This is a genomic window from Porphyromonas sp. KLE 1280 (assembly GCF_000700805.1).
GTDB classification, from domain to species: Bacteria; Bacteroidota; Bacteroidia; order Bacteroidales; family Porphyromonadaceae; genus Porphyromonas; species Porphyromonas pasteri.
Genome location: NZ_KL362963.1, coordinates 94527 through 112696 on the forward strand (window position 1 = coordinate 94527; position 18170 = coordinate 112696).

The 18170-nt window shown below is 57.1% G+C and carries 11 protein-coding genes; 7 read left to right on the plus strand and 4 right to left on the minus strand.

The genetic code is table 11. The features are described from left to right. Positions 1-8 precede the first annotated feature (8 nt). Positions 9-3062 carry a SusC/RagA family TonB-linked outer membrane protein gene (locus HMPREF1121_RS04055; protein WP_044114866.1) on the minus strand — a complete coding sequence of 1018 codons (3054 nt, stop codon included), beginning with the start codon at positions 3060-3062 and terminating at the stop codon, positions 9-11. A 1220-nt stretch (positions 3063-4282) separates the two neighbouring features. Here HMPREF1121_RS04055 and nhaA point away from each other — a divergent pair. Together nhaA and HMPREF1121_RS04065 are read left to right on the plus strand one after the other, a co-directional pair. Continuing rightward, on the plus strand, positions 4283-5629 hold the full coding sequence (nhaA, locus tag HMPREF1121_RS04060; protein ID WP_044114868.1) for a Na+/H+ antiporter NhaA: 1347 nt from the start codon (positions 4283-4285) through the stop codon (positions 5627-5629). Between the two features lie 151 nt (positions 5630-5780). Continuing rightward, positions 5781-6317 (plus strand): hypothetical protein, encoded by a 537-nt coding sequence (locus HMPREF1121_RS04065; RefSeq protein WP_044114869.1) that lies wholly within the window; start codon positions 5781-5783, stop codon positions 6315-6317. Between the two features lie 99 nt (positions 6318-6416). Here the strand turns inward: HMPREF1121_RS04065 and murG are convergent, their stop codons facing one another. The 3 genes from murG to murD are packed head-to-tail and all read right to left on the minus strand — an operon-like array spanning position 6417 to position 10189. Beyond that, a complete protein-coding gene (gene murG, locus HMPREF1121_RS04070) occupies positions 6417-7532 on the minus strand; it encodes an undecaprenyldiphospho-muramoylpentapeptide beta-N-acetylglucosaminyltransferase (protein WP_009432851.1) in 1116 nt (371 codons plus the stop codon). A gap of 4 nt (positions 7533-7536) precedes the next feature. Beyond that, positions 7537-8817 (minus strand): FtsW/RodA/SpoVE family cell cycle protein, encoded by a 1281-nt coding sequence (locus HMPREF1121_RS04075; protein ID WP_009432844.1) that lies wholly within the window; start codon positions 8815-8817, stop codon positions 7537-7539. Beyond that, entirely contained in the window at positions 8810-10189 is a 1380-nt protein-coding gene (gene murD, locus HMPREF1121_RS04080; protein ID WP_044114872.1) for a UDP-N-acetylmuramoyl-L-alanine--D-glutamate ligase, read from the minus strand. The genes HMPREF1121_RS04075 and murD overlap by 8 nt, the downstream gene beginning before the upstream one ends. A 324-nt stretch (positions 10190-10513) precedes the next feature. Between murD and HMPREF1121_RS04085 the strand changes: the two genes are divergently transcribed. The 5 genes from HMPREF1121_RS04085 (at position 10514) to HMPREF1121_RS04105 (ending at position 18169) form a co-directional block, all read left to right on the plus strand. Next, entirely contained in the window at positions 10514-11416 is a 903-nt protein-coding gene (locus HMPREF1121_RS04085; protein ID WP_044114873.1) for a helix-turn-helix domain-containing protein, read from the plus strand. A gap of 474 nt (positions 11417-11890) precedes the next feature. Further along, positions 11891-14014: a tetratricopeptide repeat protein gene (locus HMPREF1121_RS04090; protein ID WP_198019157.1), complete on the plus strand. Its 2124-nt coding sequence runs from the start codon at positions 11891-11893 to the stop codon at positions 14012-14014. Positions 14015-14280: 266 nt separating this feature from the next. Then, complete coding sequence (locus HMPREF1121_RS04095) at positions 14281-15975, plus strand: SulP family inorganic anion transporter (RefSeq protein ID WP_044114874.1); 1695 nt, start codon at positions 14281-14283, stop codon at positions 15973-15975. Further along, positions 15972-16985 (plus strand): tRNA dihydrouridine synthase DusB, encoded by a 1014-nt coding sequence (gene dusB / locus HMPREF1121_RS04100; protein ID WP_044114875.1) that lies wholly within the window; start codon positions 15972-15974, stop codon positions 16983-16985. The genes HMPREF1121_RS04095 and dusB overlap by 4 nt, the downstream gene beginning before the upstream one ends. 35 nt (positions 16986-17020) lie before the next feature. Next, positions 17021-18169, plus strand: coding sequence for a DUF4369 domain-containing protein (locus HMPREF1121_RS04105; protein ID WP_044114876.1), 1149 nt, complete (start codon positions 17021-17023; stop codon positions 18167-18169). Position 18170 lies beyond the last annotated feature (1 nt).

Sequence of the window (18170 nt, forward strand, 5' to 3'; positions counted from 1 at the left end):
ATTTAGGGTTAGAAGGAGAGACGCAGAGACATCTCTACGCTGCGAGCAAAGGGATAGTCCAGACCACGCTCGCGCTTGACCGTGGAGAGGTAGAAGAGGTCGTTGGCGAGGAGCTCAACGCGTGCACGGCGCATGTGGAGCTTCTTGACCCAAGTAGCCTCGGTCTCATAGGCCAGAGAGAGACTACGCAGCGTGAAGTAGTATTCCTTCTGGATGAAGCGGCTCGTCTGATAGGGGCTCTCCGTAGAGGCAATGTCACGATAGCGGGTGACGTCACCAGCCTGCTTCCAGCGGCTCTCGAGGACGCGACGGTCAGCATTCTGCTTGGGCGTCGTACCCTCTACACGAGAGGCCAGCGTAGCGTTGTAGACGGTAGCGCCGAGCGAGTAGCCGAAGTTCGCATTCAGCGAGAAGCCCTTGTACATCAGGTACGAGGTGAGCGAGCCATAGGCCCAAGGTGACGTATCGCCGAAGACGCGACGGTCATTGGGGTCATAGGTGAAGGTGTAGCTACCATCACGCTTGATGAAGATCTCCTTACCTGTAGCGGGGTCGATACCAGCCGAGGGGACGACCTTGAGAGCCGTGAGGGACTCACCTTCCTCGTAGAGAGGCAGGGGCGTCGTACCGCGGTTGAGGGAGTCGACACCGAGGTTCTTCTGGTTGAGCGCCTTGAGAGCATCACTCACCTTCTTGACCTTATTTCGGTTGTAGGAGTAGTTCAGCGAGAGCGACCACTGTAGGTCCTTCGTCTGGATGGGGACGACACGCGTCTGGAACTCGATACCATTGTTCTCGACCTCCCCTACATTCTGACGAGCGGTGACAGCACCGATCGAGGGAGCGAGAGAGACGTCGAGCAGGAGGTTGTCCGTCGTCTTCTGGTAGGCATCGAAGGTGAGGTCCCAGCGATTCTTGAAGAGCGTCAGGTCAAGACCGACGTTCTTGCTGAGCGTACGCTCCCACTTCAGCTCGGGGTTCCCGATAGCCAGGGGCACAGAGCCAGCACCTACGATATAGTTGATACGATTATTATAGGTATAGGTCGTGAGGGCCTGATAGGGGTCGAAGGAGATATTCCCCAGATACCCGATACTCGCACGGAGCTTGAGCAGCTGGATATTCTTATTGCCCTCGAAGAACTTCTCGTTGTGGATATTCCAAGCCGTACCGAGTGACCAGAAGGGAGCGAAGCGCTGGTTCTTACCGAACTTCGAGGAGCCTTCGTAGCGGTAGACGACGTCCACCGAATAGCGGTTGTCGTAGATGGCGTTCCCGTTGAAGAAGAAGCCGGCAGCCGTAGCCAGCGACTCACTACCCGAGGGACGGGCGCTACCCCCATAGCCGAGGGCGAAGTTGGGGTGCCCAAGGACGTCAGAGTAGAAGCCGAGGCTGGTATAGCTACTGTTGTCCGCCGTCGTAGACTCGAGGCTCGAGCCCGCCATCGACGTGACGTAGAGCTTCTCGAAGAAGGTACGGTTGTAGGACACCATCAGCTTACCGAGGAAGCTCAGACCACGACCGAGGTTCTCGGTCATCGAGCCCTTCTTCGTCAGGTCGCTCTCATTACGGAACGTATAGGAGAGGGGCGACTTGAAGCTACGCGAGTAGTTATTGCGCGTGGTGAAGGAGAAGTCCCCATCGATACGGAGGTTGCGATCGATCCAGTACTGCGCCGTCGTCGTATTCAGGAAGTCCATGCTCCCAGCGCGGTTGAAGCTACCGAGAGAGGCTTCGTAAAGCGGATTATCCAGATTATGCTCGAGCTTTGCGAGCAGCTCACCATTCGCATCATAGGGCGACTGATAGGGATTCTGCTTCGAGAAGTTCGAGAAGGAGCCGTAGCTGGGATCCTGTGACGTAGAGCGGTTCACCGTCAGCGTATTTGAGGCAAAGAACTTACCCTGTCGGTTGTAGGAGAGCTTGAAGGTCCCCGAGAGACGCTCACGCGCGGACTGCATCATGACCCCCGTCTCATTGCCATAGCGGAGCGAGAGGCCGTAGCGCACGTACTTGTCCCCCCCGTCGGCACTGACCGTGTGGGAGTGTGAGACACCGGTGCGCAGGGGCTTAGCGAGCCAGTCGGTATTCGTACCACTCTGGATCATACGCACGACGCGGTCACGGATCAAATCTAAGGAGTTCTGGGTGTCAAAGGAGGTCGCCATCGCCGCACCACCAGCCTTATAGAGCCCTGCCAAGTCCTCATACTGGAGCTTCTGCTGGGGCGTGAGGAGGTGGTAGTCGCTGAGGTCAGGCATCGAGAGACGCAGCGTACCGCTATAGTTCACACGGATAGCTCCCTCGCTGATAGGCTTCGTCGTGATGACGATGACCCCAGCAGCAGCCTTAGCACCATAGAGCGCTGAGGCCGACGCATCCTTGAGGACGGTGACGCTCTCGATGGTGTTCATATCCATATCATAGATGTACTCGACATCCACGATCGCCCCGTCGACGACGAAGAGCGGGAGGTTAGCTGCACCTGAGAAGGTAGCACGACCACGAAGGTTCAGCTCAGGGCGTGCGTTGGGGTCCGATCCGAGGTTATTCTGCTGGACGACCTGCAGACCAGGGACGAAAGCCTCAAGGCCCTGCAGGAGGTTCTTCGTACCCACCGAGAGGAGCTGCTCTGACTTGATAGTCGTCTGCGCCCCCGTGTAGCTCTTCTTATCCTTCTTTGTGAAGCCCGTGACGACTACCGATTCGATCGTCTGGTTGTCTGGCTCGAGGTCGATACGCAGAGGCGTACCACCACGCAGGGTGACGGCCTTAGCCTTGTAGCCCATGAAGGTGACGCGGACACGCTCGGTGGCATTCTTCGTCTTGAACTCGAAGTGCCCCTTGCTATCCGTGATGAAGCCACCAGTCTGACCCAAGATCTGGACGGTGACGAGTGGCATAGGGTCGCCATTCTCATCATATACGGTACCGCTGAAGACGTTCAGCGAAGATGTTGGGTTCTGCTGTGTAGCATAGCCTCCCGATGATGTGGCCAGGCTGGGAGAAGCGGCCTGGGCGGTGACGATGGAGCTTAGGAACCACCCTCCCGCAAGTAACATTGTAACTAATCTCATGCGACCTCGATCGTATTGTTATTCTACTCGTTGTCTTTCGCTCATACCCACCACGCTGGCGCTCTGCCTGAGCACGGGTGGGTTCGGGGTATCCGCCATGATAATACACGATACGGGGATCCCTAAGGGGGACCTCTGTATATGTGAATTAGCATTAGTATAGGGAAATGGATACGCTCCGAAGCAACTATAAAAGTAATACATTATCATTAAATATGCAAAAATCAGTCAAACATATGGACGTTTGACTAAAACTTTTAGTATTCCACAGGCAACTTGACACACTTTTCAGTAAAGAGCGAATCTTAAAACACAGATTCACGAAACTCCCCATCTCCCATATTCCTAAAAATCAACCCTCGAAATCGCCCCGACCACACAATTATAGAGGTGTGCATACCTCCCCTTCCTAAACCCCACACTCCCACCTACGGCGAATCCCTTCCCATATCCCTCACCACAATAGCAGCACACACGCTCCCGCGGAGCCTCTACAAGCGTCTGTTGCCGCGAGTCCCATCCTCTATTTAGCGCACTAAGGCATCGCACGCCCAGCTCCCCGATATGCCTCTCCGAAGTGATCAGGCAAGCCCTTCGCCTTATCGCGAGTATTCCTCTTATCCAGCGGAGGAAAAAGAGTCCTTCTCGTGAAGGAAAAAGCACTTTCACGTAGTGGTTTTCTTCTATCTACGCACGTAGTCTTAAAGACCAGGCACGCAAACCCAAAGATCCACGTACGTAGATATTAGAGCCACGTACGTAGTCCAAACTTATCTGCCACTCGTCCGCAACTTTTATCCCTATGCGGAGCAACAACCTTTGCGAAGGGGGAAAAGCAACCAGTACTGGTCGGCATTAGCCCTCTGCACAGTCCTATACTGCGAGCACTTACAGAGGGAGTATTTCCCTCGCGTGCGTACGATGCGCGCGCATGCTATTCATAGTGGTAAAACAACCCGTGCCCCTCTCACGTTATCCTATAGGTGCTCACACTCTACGCTCGCTTCGCGGGCTTTTCCATGAGAGACGAAGCACCATCTTTCCGCGTCTTATCACGGCTGTTTACTGTAAATGCGCTAACTTTGCGATATAGGTCAGGGACATAGCAGGCACACCCCTCGCCATGCTCTTCCTCGCATTGAATCGTCCTCAAACACGGACGTACGCACGATGCAATACCTTCATTACAAACCTCTAAAACAAAGATGAGTACGACTCCCGCTCAAAGGCCCTCTCTACGACAGCGTCTCTCGGCCTTGCGCCCCAACCCCTCGATGTTGCTCTTCCTGGCGACCATCATCGCCGTAGCCATCGCGAACTCCCCCTGGAGCGCCAGCTACGAGCGCTTCCTCCACTACCCCGTCCAGGTCATCATCGGCGGCATTGAGCTCTTCCGCCACATGGGCCACACGATGACCATCAGTCAGGTCGTCAACGATGCCCTGATGGCGATCTTCTTCTTCCTCGTCGGGCTGGAGATCAAGCAAGAGCTCCTCGTCGGCGAACTCTCTTCGCCCAAGAAAGCCATCCTCCCCGTCATCGCTGCCCTCGGGGGTATGCTCTTCCCCGTCCTCTTCTTCCTCGGTGTGACCCCCAATCACCCTGAGAGCCTCGGTGCCGCTATCCCCATGGCGACGGATATCGCCTTCGCTCTGGCCGTCCTCGGCTCCCTCGGCGGCCGTGTACCGAAGAGCCTGTACGTCTTCCTCGCCACGCTGGCCGTAGCAGACGACATCGGCGGGATCATCGTCATCGCCCTCTTCTATAGCAAGGGCGTATCGCTCCTACCACTCGGTATTGGTCTCGCGCTCGTCGCCCTTCTCCTCCTCCTCGGCCGCCTGCGCGTCACCGCTCTTGAGCCCTATATCATCGCAGGTATCGCCGTCTGGGCACTCTTCCTGCAGTCGGGTATCCATCCCACGATCGCTGGCGTACTCGTAGCCCTCTGCATCCCCGCAGGCTCGAAGGTCCACATCCGCGAGCTCTCACGCAAGCTCTACGAGCAGACCAGCGACCTCTCTACCGAAGCCCGTGAGGCTGAGCGTGTAGTCATCCTCTCGCACGACCAGCTCGAGCGCATCGCCGAGATCAAGAGCACCGCAGGGCAGGCTATCAGCCCTGTCCAGACCCTCGAGCACGCACTCAAGCCTCTGGTGGACTACTTCATCCTCCCCCTCTTCGCCTTCGTCAATGCCGGAGTCTCCTTTGGGGACGTCTCCGCCGATATGCTCTTAGGCCTGCCTCTGGCTATCTTCCTCGGCCTCTTCCTCGGGAAGACCGTCGGCATCAGCCTCTTCACCTACGTGGCTATCCGTGTGAAGCTCTGTGCTTGGCCCGAAGGCATGAACCTCCCCCGCCTCATCAGCCTCGCCGTCCTCGGAGGTATTGGCTTCACGGTATCGCTCTTCATCGCGAACCTCGCCTACGACGGCCCCGAGATGGCACAGCTCCTCAACGAAGCTAAGCTCGGTATCTTCGCCGGCACGATCATCTCTGGTGTCGTGGGCTACATACTCCTCAGTCGCTTCCTCCCCAAGAGCGAAGCGAAGTAACCGCCCCAACCTTTAGAGACGCGCAACGCACTCAATCCTAATCGAGTGTAGTTGGCTCTCTAAAGGTTTACTACTATCTTTGCGTCGCAGAGCCTTTGGATTCACCAGAGTTCCTCTCGCGATTTCACAAATCATTTATCCCTATAAACTAATGTTCAAGAAAGTATTTCTTGCTGTCCTCGCTATCGTAGGTAGCATCAGCATCGCTAACGCTCAGGAAGTATTCCACAAGGGTACCACGGCTATCAACGCTGGTATCGGCCTCGGCTCTTACTACTCAAGCCTCTCTATCCCTCCCCTCTCAGTTAGCCTTGACTACGGTGTCGCTGACAACCTCATCAACGGCAACAACGGTTCGATCTCTGTCGGGGGCTTCGTAGGTTATGCTGCAAGTAGCTTCAGTGGCTGGACGGCTGACAAGGTCACCGTTTCTTACGCTGCCCTCGGTGCTCGTGGTGCTTTCCACTATCAGTTCGCTCCCAAGCTCGACACCTATGCAGGTCTGATGCTCTCCTATGACATCGTTTCTTCAAGCTACGATGCCTTCTCAAACTACATCAAGAGCAGCCACATTGACTGGAGCCTCTTCCTCGGTGCTCGCTACTTCTTCACGGAGAAGATCGGTGCCTTCGCTGAACTCGGCTACGGCTTCTACAACCTGAACCTCGGTGTTACCTTCAAGCTCTAATTGAAGTCCCCGAGCTATAAGGCTCACAAATACAGCAGCGGCTGCGACCTCTCAGAGGTCGCAGCCGCTGCTCTTTTATATGTTATTATAGTACGAGGTCTATCGCTTGGGGGCGAAGGCCACGAGGCGCTCGGCCTCGTCGACGATGCGGTCAGCAGCCTCCGTGAGGGCGAGCTTGCGGATCTCTTCGGAGAGCGAAGCGCACTGCGCAGCGTCCTGCACGAGGGCGATGGCACGAGGCGTCAGCTCTTCGCGTGCCTTGTCGTCGGGGATGAGGAGCGCTGCCGAGCGTGTCGAGAGCGCCAGCGCGTTCTTCGTCTGGTGGTCTTCGGCGACGTTGGGCGAAGGGACGAGGATGGTAGGCTTGCCGAGGAAGCACAGCTCGGAGATCGAGCTGGCACCAGCACGCGATACCACGACGTCTGCCACAGCATAAGCCAGATCCATACGCTGGATGAAGGCCGACGAGTAGACGGGGAAGTCATACGCCTTGAGCAGCTCCTGCGCCTTGGCTTCGAAGCCCTTACCCGTCTGCCAGATGAGGGCGACACCCGACTGAGCCCACTCAGCGAGGCGCGAACCGATACTCTCGTTGATACTCAGAGCGCCGAGACTCCCGCCGATGACGACGACGACGCGCTTCGTATCAGCAGGCAAGCCGAAGTGACGCAGCGCTTCTTCGCGTAGCCCGTCCTGCATATACTCGATAGCAGGACGCAGGGGATTGCCCGTCAGCACGATCTTCTCCTTCGGGAAGAAGCGCTCCATCTCGGGGTACGCTACGCAGATGCGGTCGGCACGACGAGCGAGGAACTTATTCGTCACGCCAGCATAAGAGTTCTGCTCCTGGATGAGCGTGGGGATGCCGAGGCTCTGTGCAGCCTTCAGCGTAGGTGCGCTGGCATAGCCCCCGACGCCGATGACGATCTCGGGGCGGAAGTCACGGATGATATCGCGCGCCGTGATGAGCGCACGCAGGAAGTCTCGCACGACTCCCACATTGCGCCAGAGGCGCTTGCGGTCAAGGCCGCGGATCTTCAGACCGCGGATGGGGAAGCCCGCCTGGGGCACACGCTCCATCTCCATGCGCCCTTCGGCACCGATGAAGAGGATATCGATCTCGGGGTAGCGCCGGCGAAGGGCTTCGGCGATGGATACGGCAGGGAAGATATGCCCCCCTGTGCCACCGCCGCTGATGATAGCTCGCTGGATCATATTTCTATACGTAGTCTTGTGTGTCGGTATCGAGAAGAGGCTCTTCCACGACCTCCTCGGTCGCGGTGACCTCAGTGAACTCTGCCTCCTCCGTGTGGGGCTCACGCTTGGGCTTATCGACACGTGAGGCGCCGATCATAATGCCGAAGGCCATGCTTGTCGCCAGGATCGACGACCCCCCGTAGCTGATGAGCGGGAGCGTCTGCCCTGTGGTGATGATCCCCGAGGCGACGATCATATTCACCAGCGCCTGCAGCGGATATAGGATGCCAAAGCCCTTGATGAGGTTGCTACGGAAGACGTTCGTTTGCTTGCGTGCCTCACGATAGCCGATGAGCATCCACACCAGATAGAGCGATGGGATGAAGAGCAGACCGAGGATGCCGTACTCCTCGATGATGATGGCGTAGAGGTAGTCGGAGTAGGCCTGCGAGAGGGAGTCACGCAGCTTGCTATTCCCAGGGCCACGACCGACGAGCTTGGAGTTGGCGATAGCCATGCGGCCCATCTGCTCCTGACGGTTCTCGTCGGTGATAGCGAAGCGGTCTTCGCGCTCCTTGACGGCGCCATGCAGACGGTTGTGCCACGTGACGGCACGACCAGGCAGCATGCTCTCGGGCGCCAAGTAGAGGTAGGCGCCACCCAAGACCACCGCTATGGCACCGATAGCCGTGATGCGGTACATGAAGCGCTTAGGCGCCTTGAGCACCCACGAGTAGAGGTAGAGGAACGAGAAGATGATGAGGAAGGTCGACAGGTTGCTCAAGAGCACCATGATCGAGAGGATGAAGATCCATCCCCAGTATGCCCAATAGCGAGGCTCCTTCCTTGGGTCTTCCACGACATCCTTACCCGCTACATACGCGCCCCAGATGACGATATAGACACGCAGGAATTCGGCGGGCTGGATGGTGATGAAGCCCAAGTCGATCCAGCGCTCTGCCCCATTGGTGCTCTGCCCTAAGAGGAGCTGCGCGAAGAAGAGCCCCACCATGAGGAGCGCCGAGAGCGGTGGCAGGGTATAGCGATAGAAGCGCCCTGAGCATCGGCTCAGCAAGATAGCCGAGCAGATACCGATAGCGAGCATGAGCGCATGCTTGAGGATGGGATTCAGTCGCCCGACGGAGAGGCTCTTATAGATCTCCGAGCTCAGCGCGCTCGATACGGTGTAGAGCGAGACCAAGACGAGCACGAAGTAGAGTGCCCACATGAGGCCGTTGCCCGCGAAGATGCGGCGCAGCCACGAGTCCTTCGGCTGGAGGGAGGTCGTCTGATCGTTAGGCATGCTTCTCCTCAGCTTGGATCAGGCCCTGTACCACTTCGCGGAAGCGGTCACCTCGATGGATGTAGCTGGTGAAGAGGTCGAAGCTCGCACAGGCAGGAGAGAGTAGGACGGTGTCGCCTGGCTGAGCCATCTCACGAGCGTGGGCGATAGCCTCCTCCATGGAGAGTGCTGAGGCGATCTGAGGCACCTTGCCGTGGAAGCTCTTGTAGAGCTTCAGCACGTCGGTCGTGAGGAAGACGAGCCCACGCGCCCCAGAGGTGATGAGCTCGGTGATATCCATGTAGTCATTCCCCTTGTCTTCGCCGCCGAGGATGAGCACGTAGGGCGTGGTCATCGTGCGGAGTGCGTAGTAGGTGGAGCTGACGTTGGTGGCCTTGGAGTCGTTGATATAGCGCACGCCATCGAGTACCCCGACCTTCTCGAGGCGGTGGGGGACGTTCACGAAGTCGCTGAGCGCACGTCTCAGGACGTCATGCGAGACGCCGAGACGCAGGGCTGCGATCGAGGCGGCCATAGCATTCTGCAGGTTGTGCGGCCCCTGGAGTGCGAGCTGATCGATGGGGAACTCAAAGCTCTTCCCGTCGAAGTGCAGGCGCATCATATTGTCGTCCGACTTGTCGGCGGCGGAGCCTACCTGCGGATAGGTCAGGAAGGAGAGCGTCTGCATCGGCATGGGCTGGTGGCTCATGACATAGCGAGAGACGAACTCATCTTCACCCCAATAGATGAAGGCATCCTCTGCGGTCTGGTTCTGCAGGATGCGCATCTTCGCCATAGCATACTCCTCGAAGTTGTAGTGATAGCGGTCGAGGTGGTCGGGTGTGATGTTCATCAGGAGGGCGATATGCACGCGGAACTTGTACATATCATCCAGCTGGAAGCTACTCAGCTCGACGACGAAGTAGTCGGGCTGCTCGTCGGGGATCACCTGACGGGCGAGGCTGAAGCCGACGTTCCCAGCCAGTGCGGGCTTCATACCCGCCTCGGTGAGGATGTGGTGCAGCCACATCGTCGTCGTGGTCTTCCCATTGCTCCCCGTGATACCGATGACCTTACCCTTGAGGTAGCGACCTGCCAGCTCGATCTCGGAGATGACGGGGATGCCACGCTCACGGATAGCCACCATGATAGGTGCCTTCTCGGGGATACCAGGGCTCTTGACGATCTCCTCGGCACGCAGGATGAGCTCGGTGGTGTGGCTACCCTCTTCGTAAGGGATGCCATTGGCTTCGAGCTCCTGCTTGTACTTCGGGGCAATATGCCCGTAGTCCGAGACCATGACGGATATACCACGACTCTGGTATAATAGGGCTGCGCCGACACCACTTTCGCCAGCGCCCAGGACGACGGCCTGGAACTTCTCTTCTATCATCTTATTTGTCTTGCTATGGGGTGCAATGGGAGGTAGGGCAAAGGACCTCTTCACCCTACCTCGCATAGCCTGCTTTTAGACTACAATTTTCGTCATTTTCGCCCATATATGCAAGCTGTATGCGTGCGCACTCGCGCGGGGAAGGAGCGCTACACCTTTGCACGGAGGGGCAAATAGTTGCTTTTTCTCCCCCACCCTTCCCCTCGATGCGAAGAAAGGATGAGCTTTACCCGCCCCATGCGACATTTAGACAACGGTGAGGTATCACATATATCCCCTACCTTTACACCCACAAATACAGCCCCGACACTTTACCGAGACAAGATGCAGCCGCACGAGTGGACGACCAATGACTTCAAGGGAGATCCTGGCATAGACTACTGCCATGACAAGCTCCTCTTTGCCAATAGCCTGCACACGCTCCCCGAGCGTATGATAGGCGCACGCATGCGCTTCGGCATGGCGATCTACTGCCGCCAAGGGACAGCACTGATCACGGTCGACGGCCTGCAGTATCGCCTGGAGCAGGGGCAGAGGCTTAGCTACCAAGAGGGCTCTCTCATCGAGGAATGCCTCGCCTCGAGCGATGCCGATCTGGTCCTCATGGGACTCTCATGGGAGCTCATCGAGGCGACCGAAGCGCTGAATACCGTGGTATGGAGCATCGCGGACTATGTGCGCAGGTCGCCCATCTACACCCTCAGCGAGGAAGCGCTGAGCCTAACCAAGATCTATCACCAGCAGATCTACAAGCTCTGTCACTCGCCCAATCCCCTCTTCCGTGACGAACTCCTACACATCCATATCCAGGCGCTCCTCTACTCCTTCATCCGTGAGGTCAGCGAAGAGATCCGCCAAGCCACCCCGCAAGACCTGACCCGTGCCAGCCAGCAGGCACGTCTCTTCTTCGACCTGCTGGCCATGCGACGCGGGCGCATACGCTCCGTCTCGGAGGTCGCTACTCTGATGAACCTCACGCCGAAGCACCTCTCACGCATCATCAAGGAGCAGACGGGAGAGACGCCCATCCACTTCATCCATCAGTACATGATGCGCGCCATCACGCAGGAGCTACGCTACTCGACGAAGACCGCCAAGGAGATCGCCTTCCAGCAGGGCTTCTCGAGCCTCGCCTGCTTCGGCAAGTTCGTCAAGCAGCAGACGGGCCTCACGCCCACCGAGTACCGCAAGAAGCTCCAGGCAGGCGAAGGCGCGACACCGAGCTAAGCCACGACACACCTGCCCGCCCCAGCGCAGCATCGCTCTTCCCCGCCATAGTCCGAGCCCCTCGTCTATCGCGGGGATTTTTCTCATCCAGCGGGAGGAAAAGCGTCCTCCTCCACGAAAAGAAAGCCCCTTCCTCTACGCCATTTTCTCTGTCCACGTACGTAGTCCTAAGGACTCGGCACGTAATCTCTATGACCCACGTACGTAGATTTTAGAGCCACGCACGTGGACAAAGCTTTTCCACTACTCGTCCGCGACTCTTCCCCGCACTCGGATGAAATTATCCAGCTACTCGTCGCGCCCTTTTCTCCCCTAAAATCCAAGGGAAAACTTATTACCTTTGAGTCATCTAATCCTTCTAAAACTAATTACTCTATGGATGTCTTTACTCTAATAATAAGATGTGCTACCAAAGTCGTTAAGAGTGCTTGGCTCTACTTCATCAAGCTTTACATCCCGGCCGTCAATAGAGACATGGATGAAGCCTTTAATTTGGCACTTAGCGATTGGTCTGAGCATGACCCCACCTACACGGAGCTCCTTCATTTGTGGAAGGTTGCAAAGGAATATATCCGAAATCCAAATAGCTACGAAGCGCTTGATACGGGTACCCAAAAGTTCATTGACTGCTTTAAGAAAAGACTGAGCGGGCAGCCTGCAGCACACAACTACCTGATGACACTCAGAGCAGACGAGCAAGCAAAAAGCGAGGAGCTGAATCTGCAAGAACACCGCAAGACTCAAAAGTCTATTCTGGACCTCAAGGGTCGAATGGAGGAGCTCAATATGGCTCCACAATACGTCCGAGCACTCCTCAAAGAACTTCCGCTAGAGCAGGGGCTAGAGCATACAGAGTCGACGCTCGAGGAGATGCTTACCAATGGACGCATACACTCTGAAGGAGCGAAATGCTTGATCGCTGAGTTCGTGCGATTCCTCTTTGAGCGCACCGGCAAGATTACCGAAGAAGCAAAGCGACTAAGGAAGGCGGGAGACAGTTACCTTGCCGAAACCCTGGAGGAGATCAAGAAGGTACTAACGGGGGAGAGCGAGCAGAGCCTCACCGCTATCTACGAGAAGCTCAAGGAGCAAGAGCGACAGAACGAGGTCAAAGCCCTCGAAGAGCTGATTGAGGCAGCTCAAATTCAGTTCTCTTTTGGAGAGGCTCGCACATTCTACGAGAAGCTGATCAAGCTAGCCCCAACTGTTGAGCATCACTTTAACTATGCGTACCTACTCCAAAGTCTCAATGACTTTGATAGAGCTAGAAGTCAATATGATAAAACACTACAGGAACTCCGAGTGCTATCAAAGAAAAATCCTGAGGCATACAAGCCCAATCTAGCTGACACCCTAAACAATTTGGGGAACTTACTCCATGCCACCAACGAGCTGGAGCAAGCTCAATCTTACTACGAAGAGGCACTAAAGATACGTCGAGAGTTTGCAGAGCTCAATCCTGAGGCATACAAGTCTAGTCTAGCTGGTACCCTAAACAACTTAGGTAATTTACTCCGTACCACCAACGAGCTGAGGCAAGCTCAATCTTACTATGAAGAGGCACTGCTGATACATCGAGAGTTGGCGAAACTCAATCCTGAGGCATACAAGCCCGATCTAGCTGGCACCCTAAACAACTTGGGAAACTTACTCTGTGCCACTAAAGAGCTGAAGGAAGCTCAATCTTACTACGAAGAGGCACTAAGGATACGTCGAGAGCTGACTGAGTTCAATCCTGAGGTATACAAACCTGATCTAGCTAGCATCCTAAACAACTTGGGTAATCTACTAGCCCATACCAACGTGCTGGAGCAAGCTCAATCTTACTACGAAGAAGCACTGCAAATACATCGAGAGTTGGCTGAGCTCAATCCTGAGACATACAAGCCTGATCTAGCAGGCACCCTAAACAACTTGGGAAACTTACTCTATGCCACTAACGAGGTGGAGCAAGCTCAATCTTACTACAAAGAGGCACTGCTGATATATCGAGAGTTGGCGAAACTCAATCCTGAGGCATACAAGCCCGATCTGGCTAGAACCCTAAACAACTTAGGTAATTTACTCCGTGCCACCAACGTGCTGGAGCAAGCTCAATCTTACTACGAAGAAGCACTGCAAATACGTCGAGAGTTGGCGAAACTCTATCCTGAGGCATACAAGTCTAGTCTAGCTGGTACCCTAAACAACTTAGGTAATTTACTCCGTGCCACCAACGTGCTGGAGCAAGCTCAATCTTACTACGAAGAAGCACTGCAAATACGTCGAGAGTTGGCGGAGCTCAATCCTGAGGCATACAAGCCCGATCTAGCTATGACCCTAAATAACATCACCATCCTTTATCTACAACTGGGGAAGAAAGAGGAAGCAGAGTGGGCTTATCAAGAGGCGTACACCATCTATCAAGAACTAGCTAATCTCCATTCCAAAGCCGACGAAATCAACTACGCAAAAACGCTTGTAACAGGGGGTATCATGCTGGGTAGGCCATTGGAGAATCTTAAAGAAGCAAAGGAAATCCTAAGCAAATACCCTGAGCATCCCGAGGCACAAGGACTATTAAGTTCCATAGAAGAACACTCCAAGAGGGTACGATAACACGCGATTTTAGTTTTCACACCTCAAGGATGTACAACACCTAGCCCGTGCCTTTAGCTCCCCTCCATTGGGGTGAATAGCGTGGTTTATTTCGTAGTATATCTGAGGGTAGAGCTATGCGACCTTGGCGGTATTGTGCATAGGCTCTGCCCTCAGAGCCTACGTGCGACAAGGTCAGCGCCCCCAGAGGCACGGGGGCTTTTCCTTATCTTTGTAATCTAACAGCTATTTAATCGTATAGGAAGAAAACCTACTTTTTACTCGACATGCAGCGCTTGAACTTCCGCCCCATGCTCATCGATAGCCTCAAGGGCTACACGCGGCAGGGCCTCACGCGTGACCTTTTAGCGGGGCTCATCGTGGGGATCGTCGCCCTACCTATGGCCATCGCCTTCGCTATCGCCAGCGGGGTATCGCCCGAAGTGGGGCTCGTCACCGCCGTCCTCGGGGGGCTCATCGTCTCGGCTCTCGGGGGCAGCTCCGTACAGATCGGGGGGCCTACGGGCGCCTTCATCATCATCGTCCTCGGCATCATCGGCGAGTACGGTCAGGGCGGGCTACTCATCGCCACGCTGATGGCGGGTATCCTCCTCCTGCTGATGGGCGCGCTGAAGCTCGGATCGCTCATCAAGTTCATCCCCTATCCGATTATCTTAGGCTTCACGGCGGGTATCGCTGTGACCATCTTCACCACGCAGGTCAATGACCTCCTCGGTCTCGGGCTGACGGGTCTACCGAAGGAGTTTGTACCGAAGTGGGGCGTCCTCCTCTCCTCACTCGGCTCCGTCCACCTACCTACGCTCGCCATCGGTCTGGGGAGCATCCTCCTCATCCAGCTCACCCCACGGCTGACGAAGGTCGTCCCTGGCTCCCTCGTCGCCATCATCGTGATGACCATCGTCTGCTACCTCCTGAAGGAGTATGCTGGCGTCACGGGCCTCGACACCATCGGCGACCGCTACACGATCTCCTCGAGGATCCCCGACCTCGTCGTGCCCGAGCTGAGCTGGGCGACGATGCAGCACCTCATCGGCCCCGCCTTCACCATCGCCCTCCTTGGCGCTATCGAGTCCCTCCTCTCAGCCAGCGTCGCTGACGGGGTCATCGGTGAGCGCCACCGCTCGAATACCGAGCTAATGGCGCAGGGTGTAGCGAACATCATCGTGCCCTTCTTCGGTGGGATCCCCGTCACGGGAGCTATCGCCCGCACGATGACCAACATCAACAACGGCGCCCGCACGCCCATCGCAGGCATCACCCACGCTCTGGTCCTCCTCCTGATCTTCCTCTTCCTCATGCCCCTGATGGCCTACATCCCTATGGCCTGCCTCTCGGGGGTGCTCGTCGTCATCTCATACAATATGAGCGGATGGCGCTCGGTACGCGCTTCGCTGCGTGGCCCGAAGAGCGATATCGCGGTGCTCGCCGTCACCTTCTTCCTCACGGTACTCTTCGACCTCACCATAGCTATTGAGCTGGGTCTCCTACTCTCCATGCTCCTCTTTATGCGCCGTATCATCGAGTCCACGCGCATCGTCGTCTCCCGCGACAAGCTCCACGTGCACAGCTCCGAGGATGACGGCCAGCTCGCAGGTCGTGAGGAAGCCCTTGACCTGCCGAAGGGTGTCGAGGTCTACGAGATCGAAGGCCCCTTCTTCTTCGGTATCGCCAACCGCTTCGAGGAGATCGTCCTCGCCACCAAAGCGCGCCCGAAGGTGCGCATCCTGCGTATGCGTCAGGTGCCCTTCATGGACTCTACGGCCGTGCGCAACCTCCGCATTCTCATCGAGACCTCGCAGGCTGAGGGCATCCAGCTTGTCCTCTCGGGCGTGCGCCCCAGCGTCCATGAGACCCTGCGTGCCACAGGCATCGCCGACCTCATCGGCGACACCTACATCTGCCCTAATATCCACGAGGCCCTCACGACGGCCTCCCAATACATAGCCCACATAAGCGAATGAAAATAGGTACGGTTGATCTCGGGGAGCGCCCCCTACTACTGGCCCCCATGGAGGATGTGACGGATGCCGCCTTCCGTCTCCTCTGTCGCCGCTTCGGTGCAGACATGGTCTACACCGAGTTCCTCAGTGCTGACGCCCTCATCCGTCAGGTCGCTGGCACGACGCGCAAGCTCGAGATCAGCGCCGAAGAGCGCCCCGTAGCCATCCAGATCTACGGCCGCGAGGTCGAGCCTATGGTCGAGGCCGCCCGCATCGCCGAGGCCGCCGGCCCCGAGGTGCTGGACCTGAACTTCGGCTGCCCCGTCAAGCGTGTCGCTGGCAAGGGCGCAGGTAGCGGTATGCTTCGCTGCCCCGACGTCATGCTCCGCATCGTCAGCGAGATCGTCAAGGCCGTGAAGATCCCCGTCACCGTAAAGACCCGCCTCGGCTGGGACAACGATAGTAAGATCATCGTCGAGCTCGCCGAAGCCCTCCAGGACGTGGGCATCCAAGCCCTCACCATCCACGGCCGTACCCGCGCCCAGATGTACACCGGCTCTGCCGACTGGACGCTCATCGGCAAGGTGAAGGAGAATCCCCGTATGCACATCCCTATCATCGGCAATGGTGACATCACCACGGGCGAAGAGGCAAAGCGTGCCTTCGACACCTACGGCGTCGATGCCGTGATGGTCGGACGTGCCACCATCGGCCAGCCCTGGATCTTCGAGGAGATGAAGCACTACCTCAAGACGGGCAAGCCTGCTCCCTGCCACCCGAAGGCCTTCTACGTCGACGTACTCCGTCAGCTCGTCGACAACAACATCCGCAAGCTCGACGAGCGCCGTGGCATCCTCCACAGCCGCCGCCATATAGCCGCCAGCCCGATCTTCAAGGGTATCGATAACTTCCGCCCCGTACGCATCGCTATGCTCAAGGCTGCCACACGCGAAGAGCTCTTCGCCGAGGTCGCCCGCGCTGAGGAGATGCTCCTCGCCACCGGCGAGCACTGGGACGCCCCCGCACCCTAATAGCCCCATCTATCACATACCTCACACGGCAGACAATGAATAAGACGAAGCTCCGCCTCTCCCTCCTTCTCCTCCTCGGCTCCCTCGCTCTCGGCTCCTGCTCCAAGAGCGGAGGCAATGAGTTCACCGCCGAAGGCACCATCACCGATGCCGCAGGCAAGACGCTCTACCTCGAGACGACCGACACCGACGAACCTCAGCTTATCGACTCCGTGACCCTCGACGAGAAGGGTCGCTTCCGCTTCCGTCGCGAGGCACATAGCTATCCCGCCTTCTACCGCCTGCGTCTCGGGGAGAGCTTCATCCCCTTCGCAGCCGACTCCGTCACGCACCTCACCCTCTCGGCTTCGGGCAAGGATCTCTTCTCGACCTACAAGATCGAGTCGGGCGACGAGGCCAATAAGCAGATCCGTGAGATCGGTCAGCTACGCACTGCCACCGACAAGGCTATCGAGGCGATCCTCACACAGCTCAATAATGGCACCCTCGAGCGTGGCGTAGCTCTGGCACGTATCGACTCGCTCTCCACGCAGCTGAAGAACACCCTCACGAGCAAGTACATCTTCAGCGACCCCAAGGGCGCTGCCGCCTACTACGCCCTCTTCCAGAGCTACCTCGGTGGGACGTACTTCTCCATCGACCATCCTGGCGATGACCGTGCCTTCGCCGCTGTCGCCACGGCCTACGATGCCTTCCACCCCAATGCCCCCTACACGCCGCTCCTGAAGCAGGCAGCTCTGCGCTCCATCGCTATGGCACGTGCTCGTCAGCGTGAGGCCCATCCCGACACGACGATGACGGCAGCCCCCGTGGAGGTCGTCGCCTTCCCCGAGATCCACCTGCGCGACCAGAAGGGGCAGATGCGCTCCCTCACTGCTGAGGTCGCTAAGGGTCACCCCGTCCTCGTCTGCTTCACCGCCTACGCTGGCGACTGGTCGCCCGCCCTCGTCGCCGAGCTGCGCGCCCTGCTGTCCGCCCACCCTGACCTCATCATCTTCGAAGTCTCCGAAGACCAAGACGCCTATCTGTGGAAGAATGCTTCACGCGCTCTGCCCTGGATCTGCGTCCAAGACCTCAACCATACCGCAGCTCAGGACTACAATGCCCAGAGCCTCCCTTCCTTCTATGCTATCCGCGGTACCGAGCTGAAGCGCCTCGCTGAGCCCGCCGATATCTTCCGCTAAT

Excerpts from the sequence above, each read along its gene's own strand:
- HMPREF1121_RS04055 (WP_044114866.1), bottom strand. The coding sequence starts at position 3,062 with ATGTTACTTGCGGGAGGGTGGTTCCTAAGCTCCATCGTCACCGCCCAG.
- nhaA (WP_044114868.1), top strand. The coding sequence starts at position 4,283 with ATGAGTACGACTCCCGCTCAAAGGCCCTCTCTACGACAGCGTCTCTCG.
- HMPREF1121_RS04065 (WP_044114869.1), top strand. The coding sequence starts at position 5,781 with ATGTTCAAGAAAGTATTTCTTGCTGTCCTCGCTATCGTAGGTAGCATC.
- murG (WP_009432851.1), bottom strand. The coding sequence starts at position 7,532 with ATGATCCAGCGAGCTATCATCAGCGGCGGTGGCACAGGGGGGCATATC.
- HMPREF1121_RS04075 (WP_009432844.1), bottom strand. The coding sequence starts at position 8,817 with ATGCCTAACGATCAGACGACCTCCCTCCAGCCGAAGGACTCGTGGCTG.
- murD (WP_044114872.1), bottom strand. The coding sequence starts at position 10,189 with ATGATAGAAGAGAAGTTCCAGGCCGTCGTCCTGGGCGCTGGCGAAAGT.
- HMPREF1121_RS04085 (WP_044114873.1), top strand. The coding sequence starts at position 10,514 with ATGCAGCCGCACGAGTGGACGACCAATGACTTCAAGGGAGATCCTGGC.
- HMPREF1121_RS04090 (WP_198019157.1), top strand. The coding sequence starts at position 11,891 with ATGGATGAAGCCTTTAATTTGGCACTTAGCGATTGGTCTGAGCATGAC.
- HMPREF1121_RS04095 (WP_044114874.1), top strand. The coding sequence starts at position 14,281 with ATGCAGCGCTTGAACTTCCGCCCCATGCTCATCGATAGCCTCAAGGGC.
- dusB (WP_044114875.1), top strand. The coding sequence starts at position 15,972 with ATGAAAATAGGTACGGTTGATCTCGGGGAGCGCCCCCTACTACTGGCC.
- HMPREF1121_RS04105 (WP_044114876.1), top strand. The coding sequence starts at position 17,021 with ATGAATAAGACGAAGCTCCGCCTCTCCCTCCTTCTCCTCCTCGGCTCC.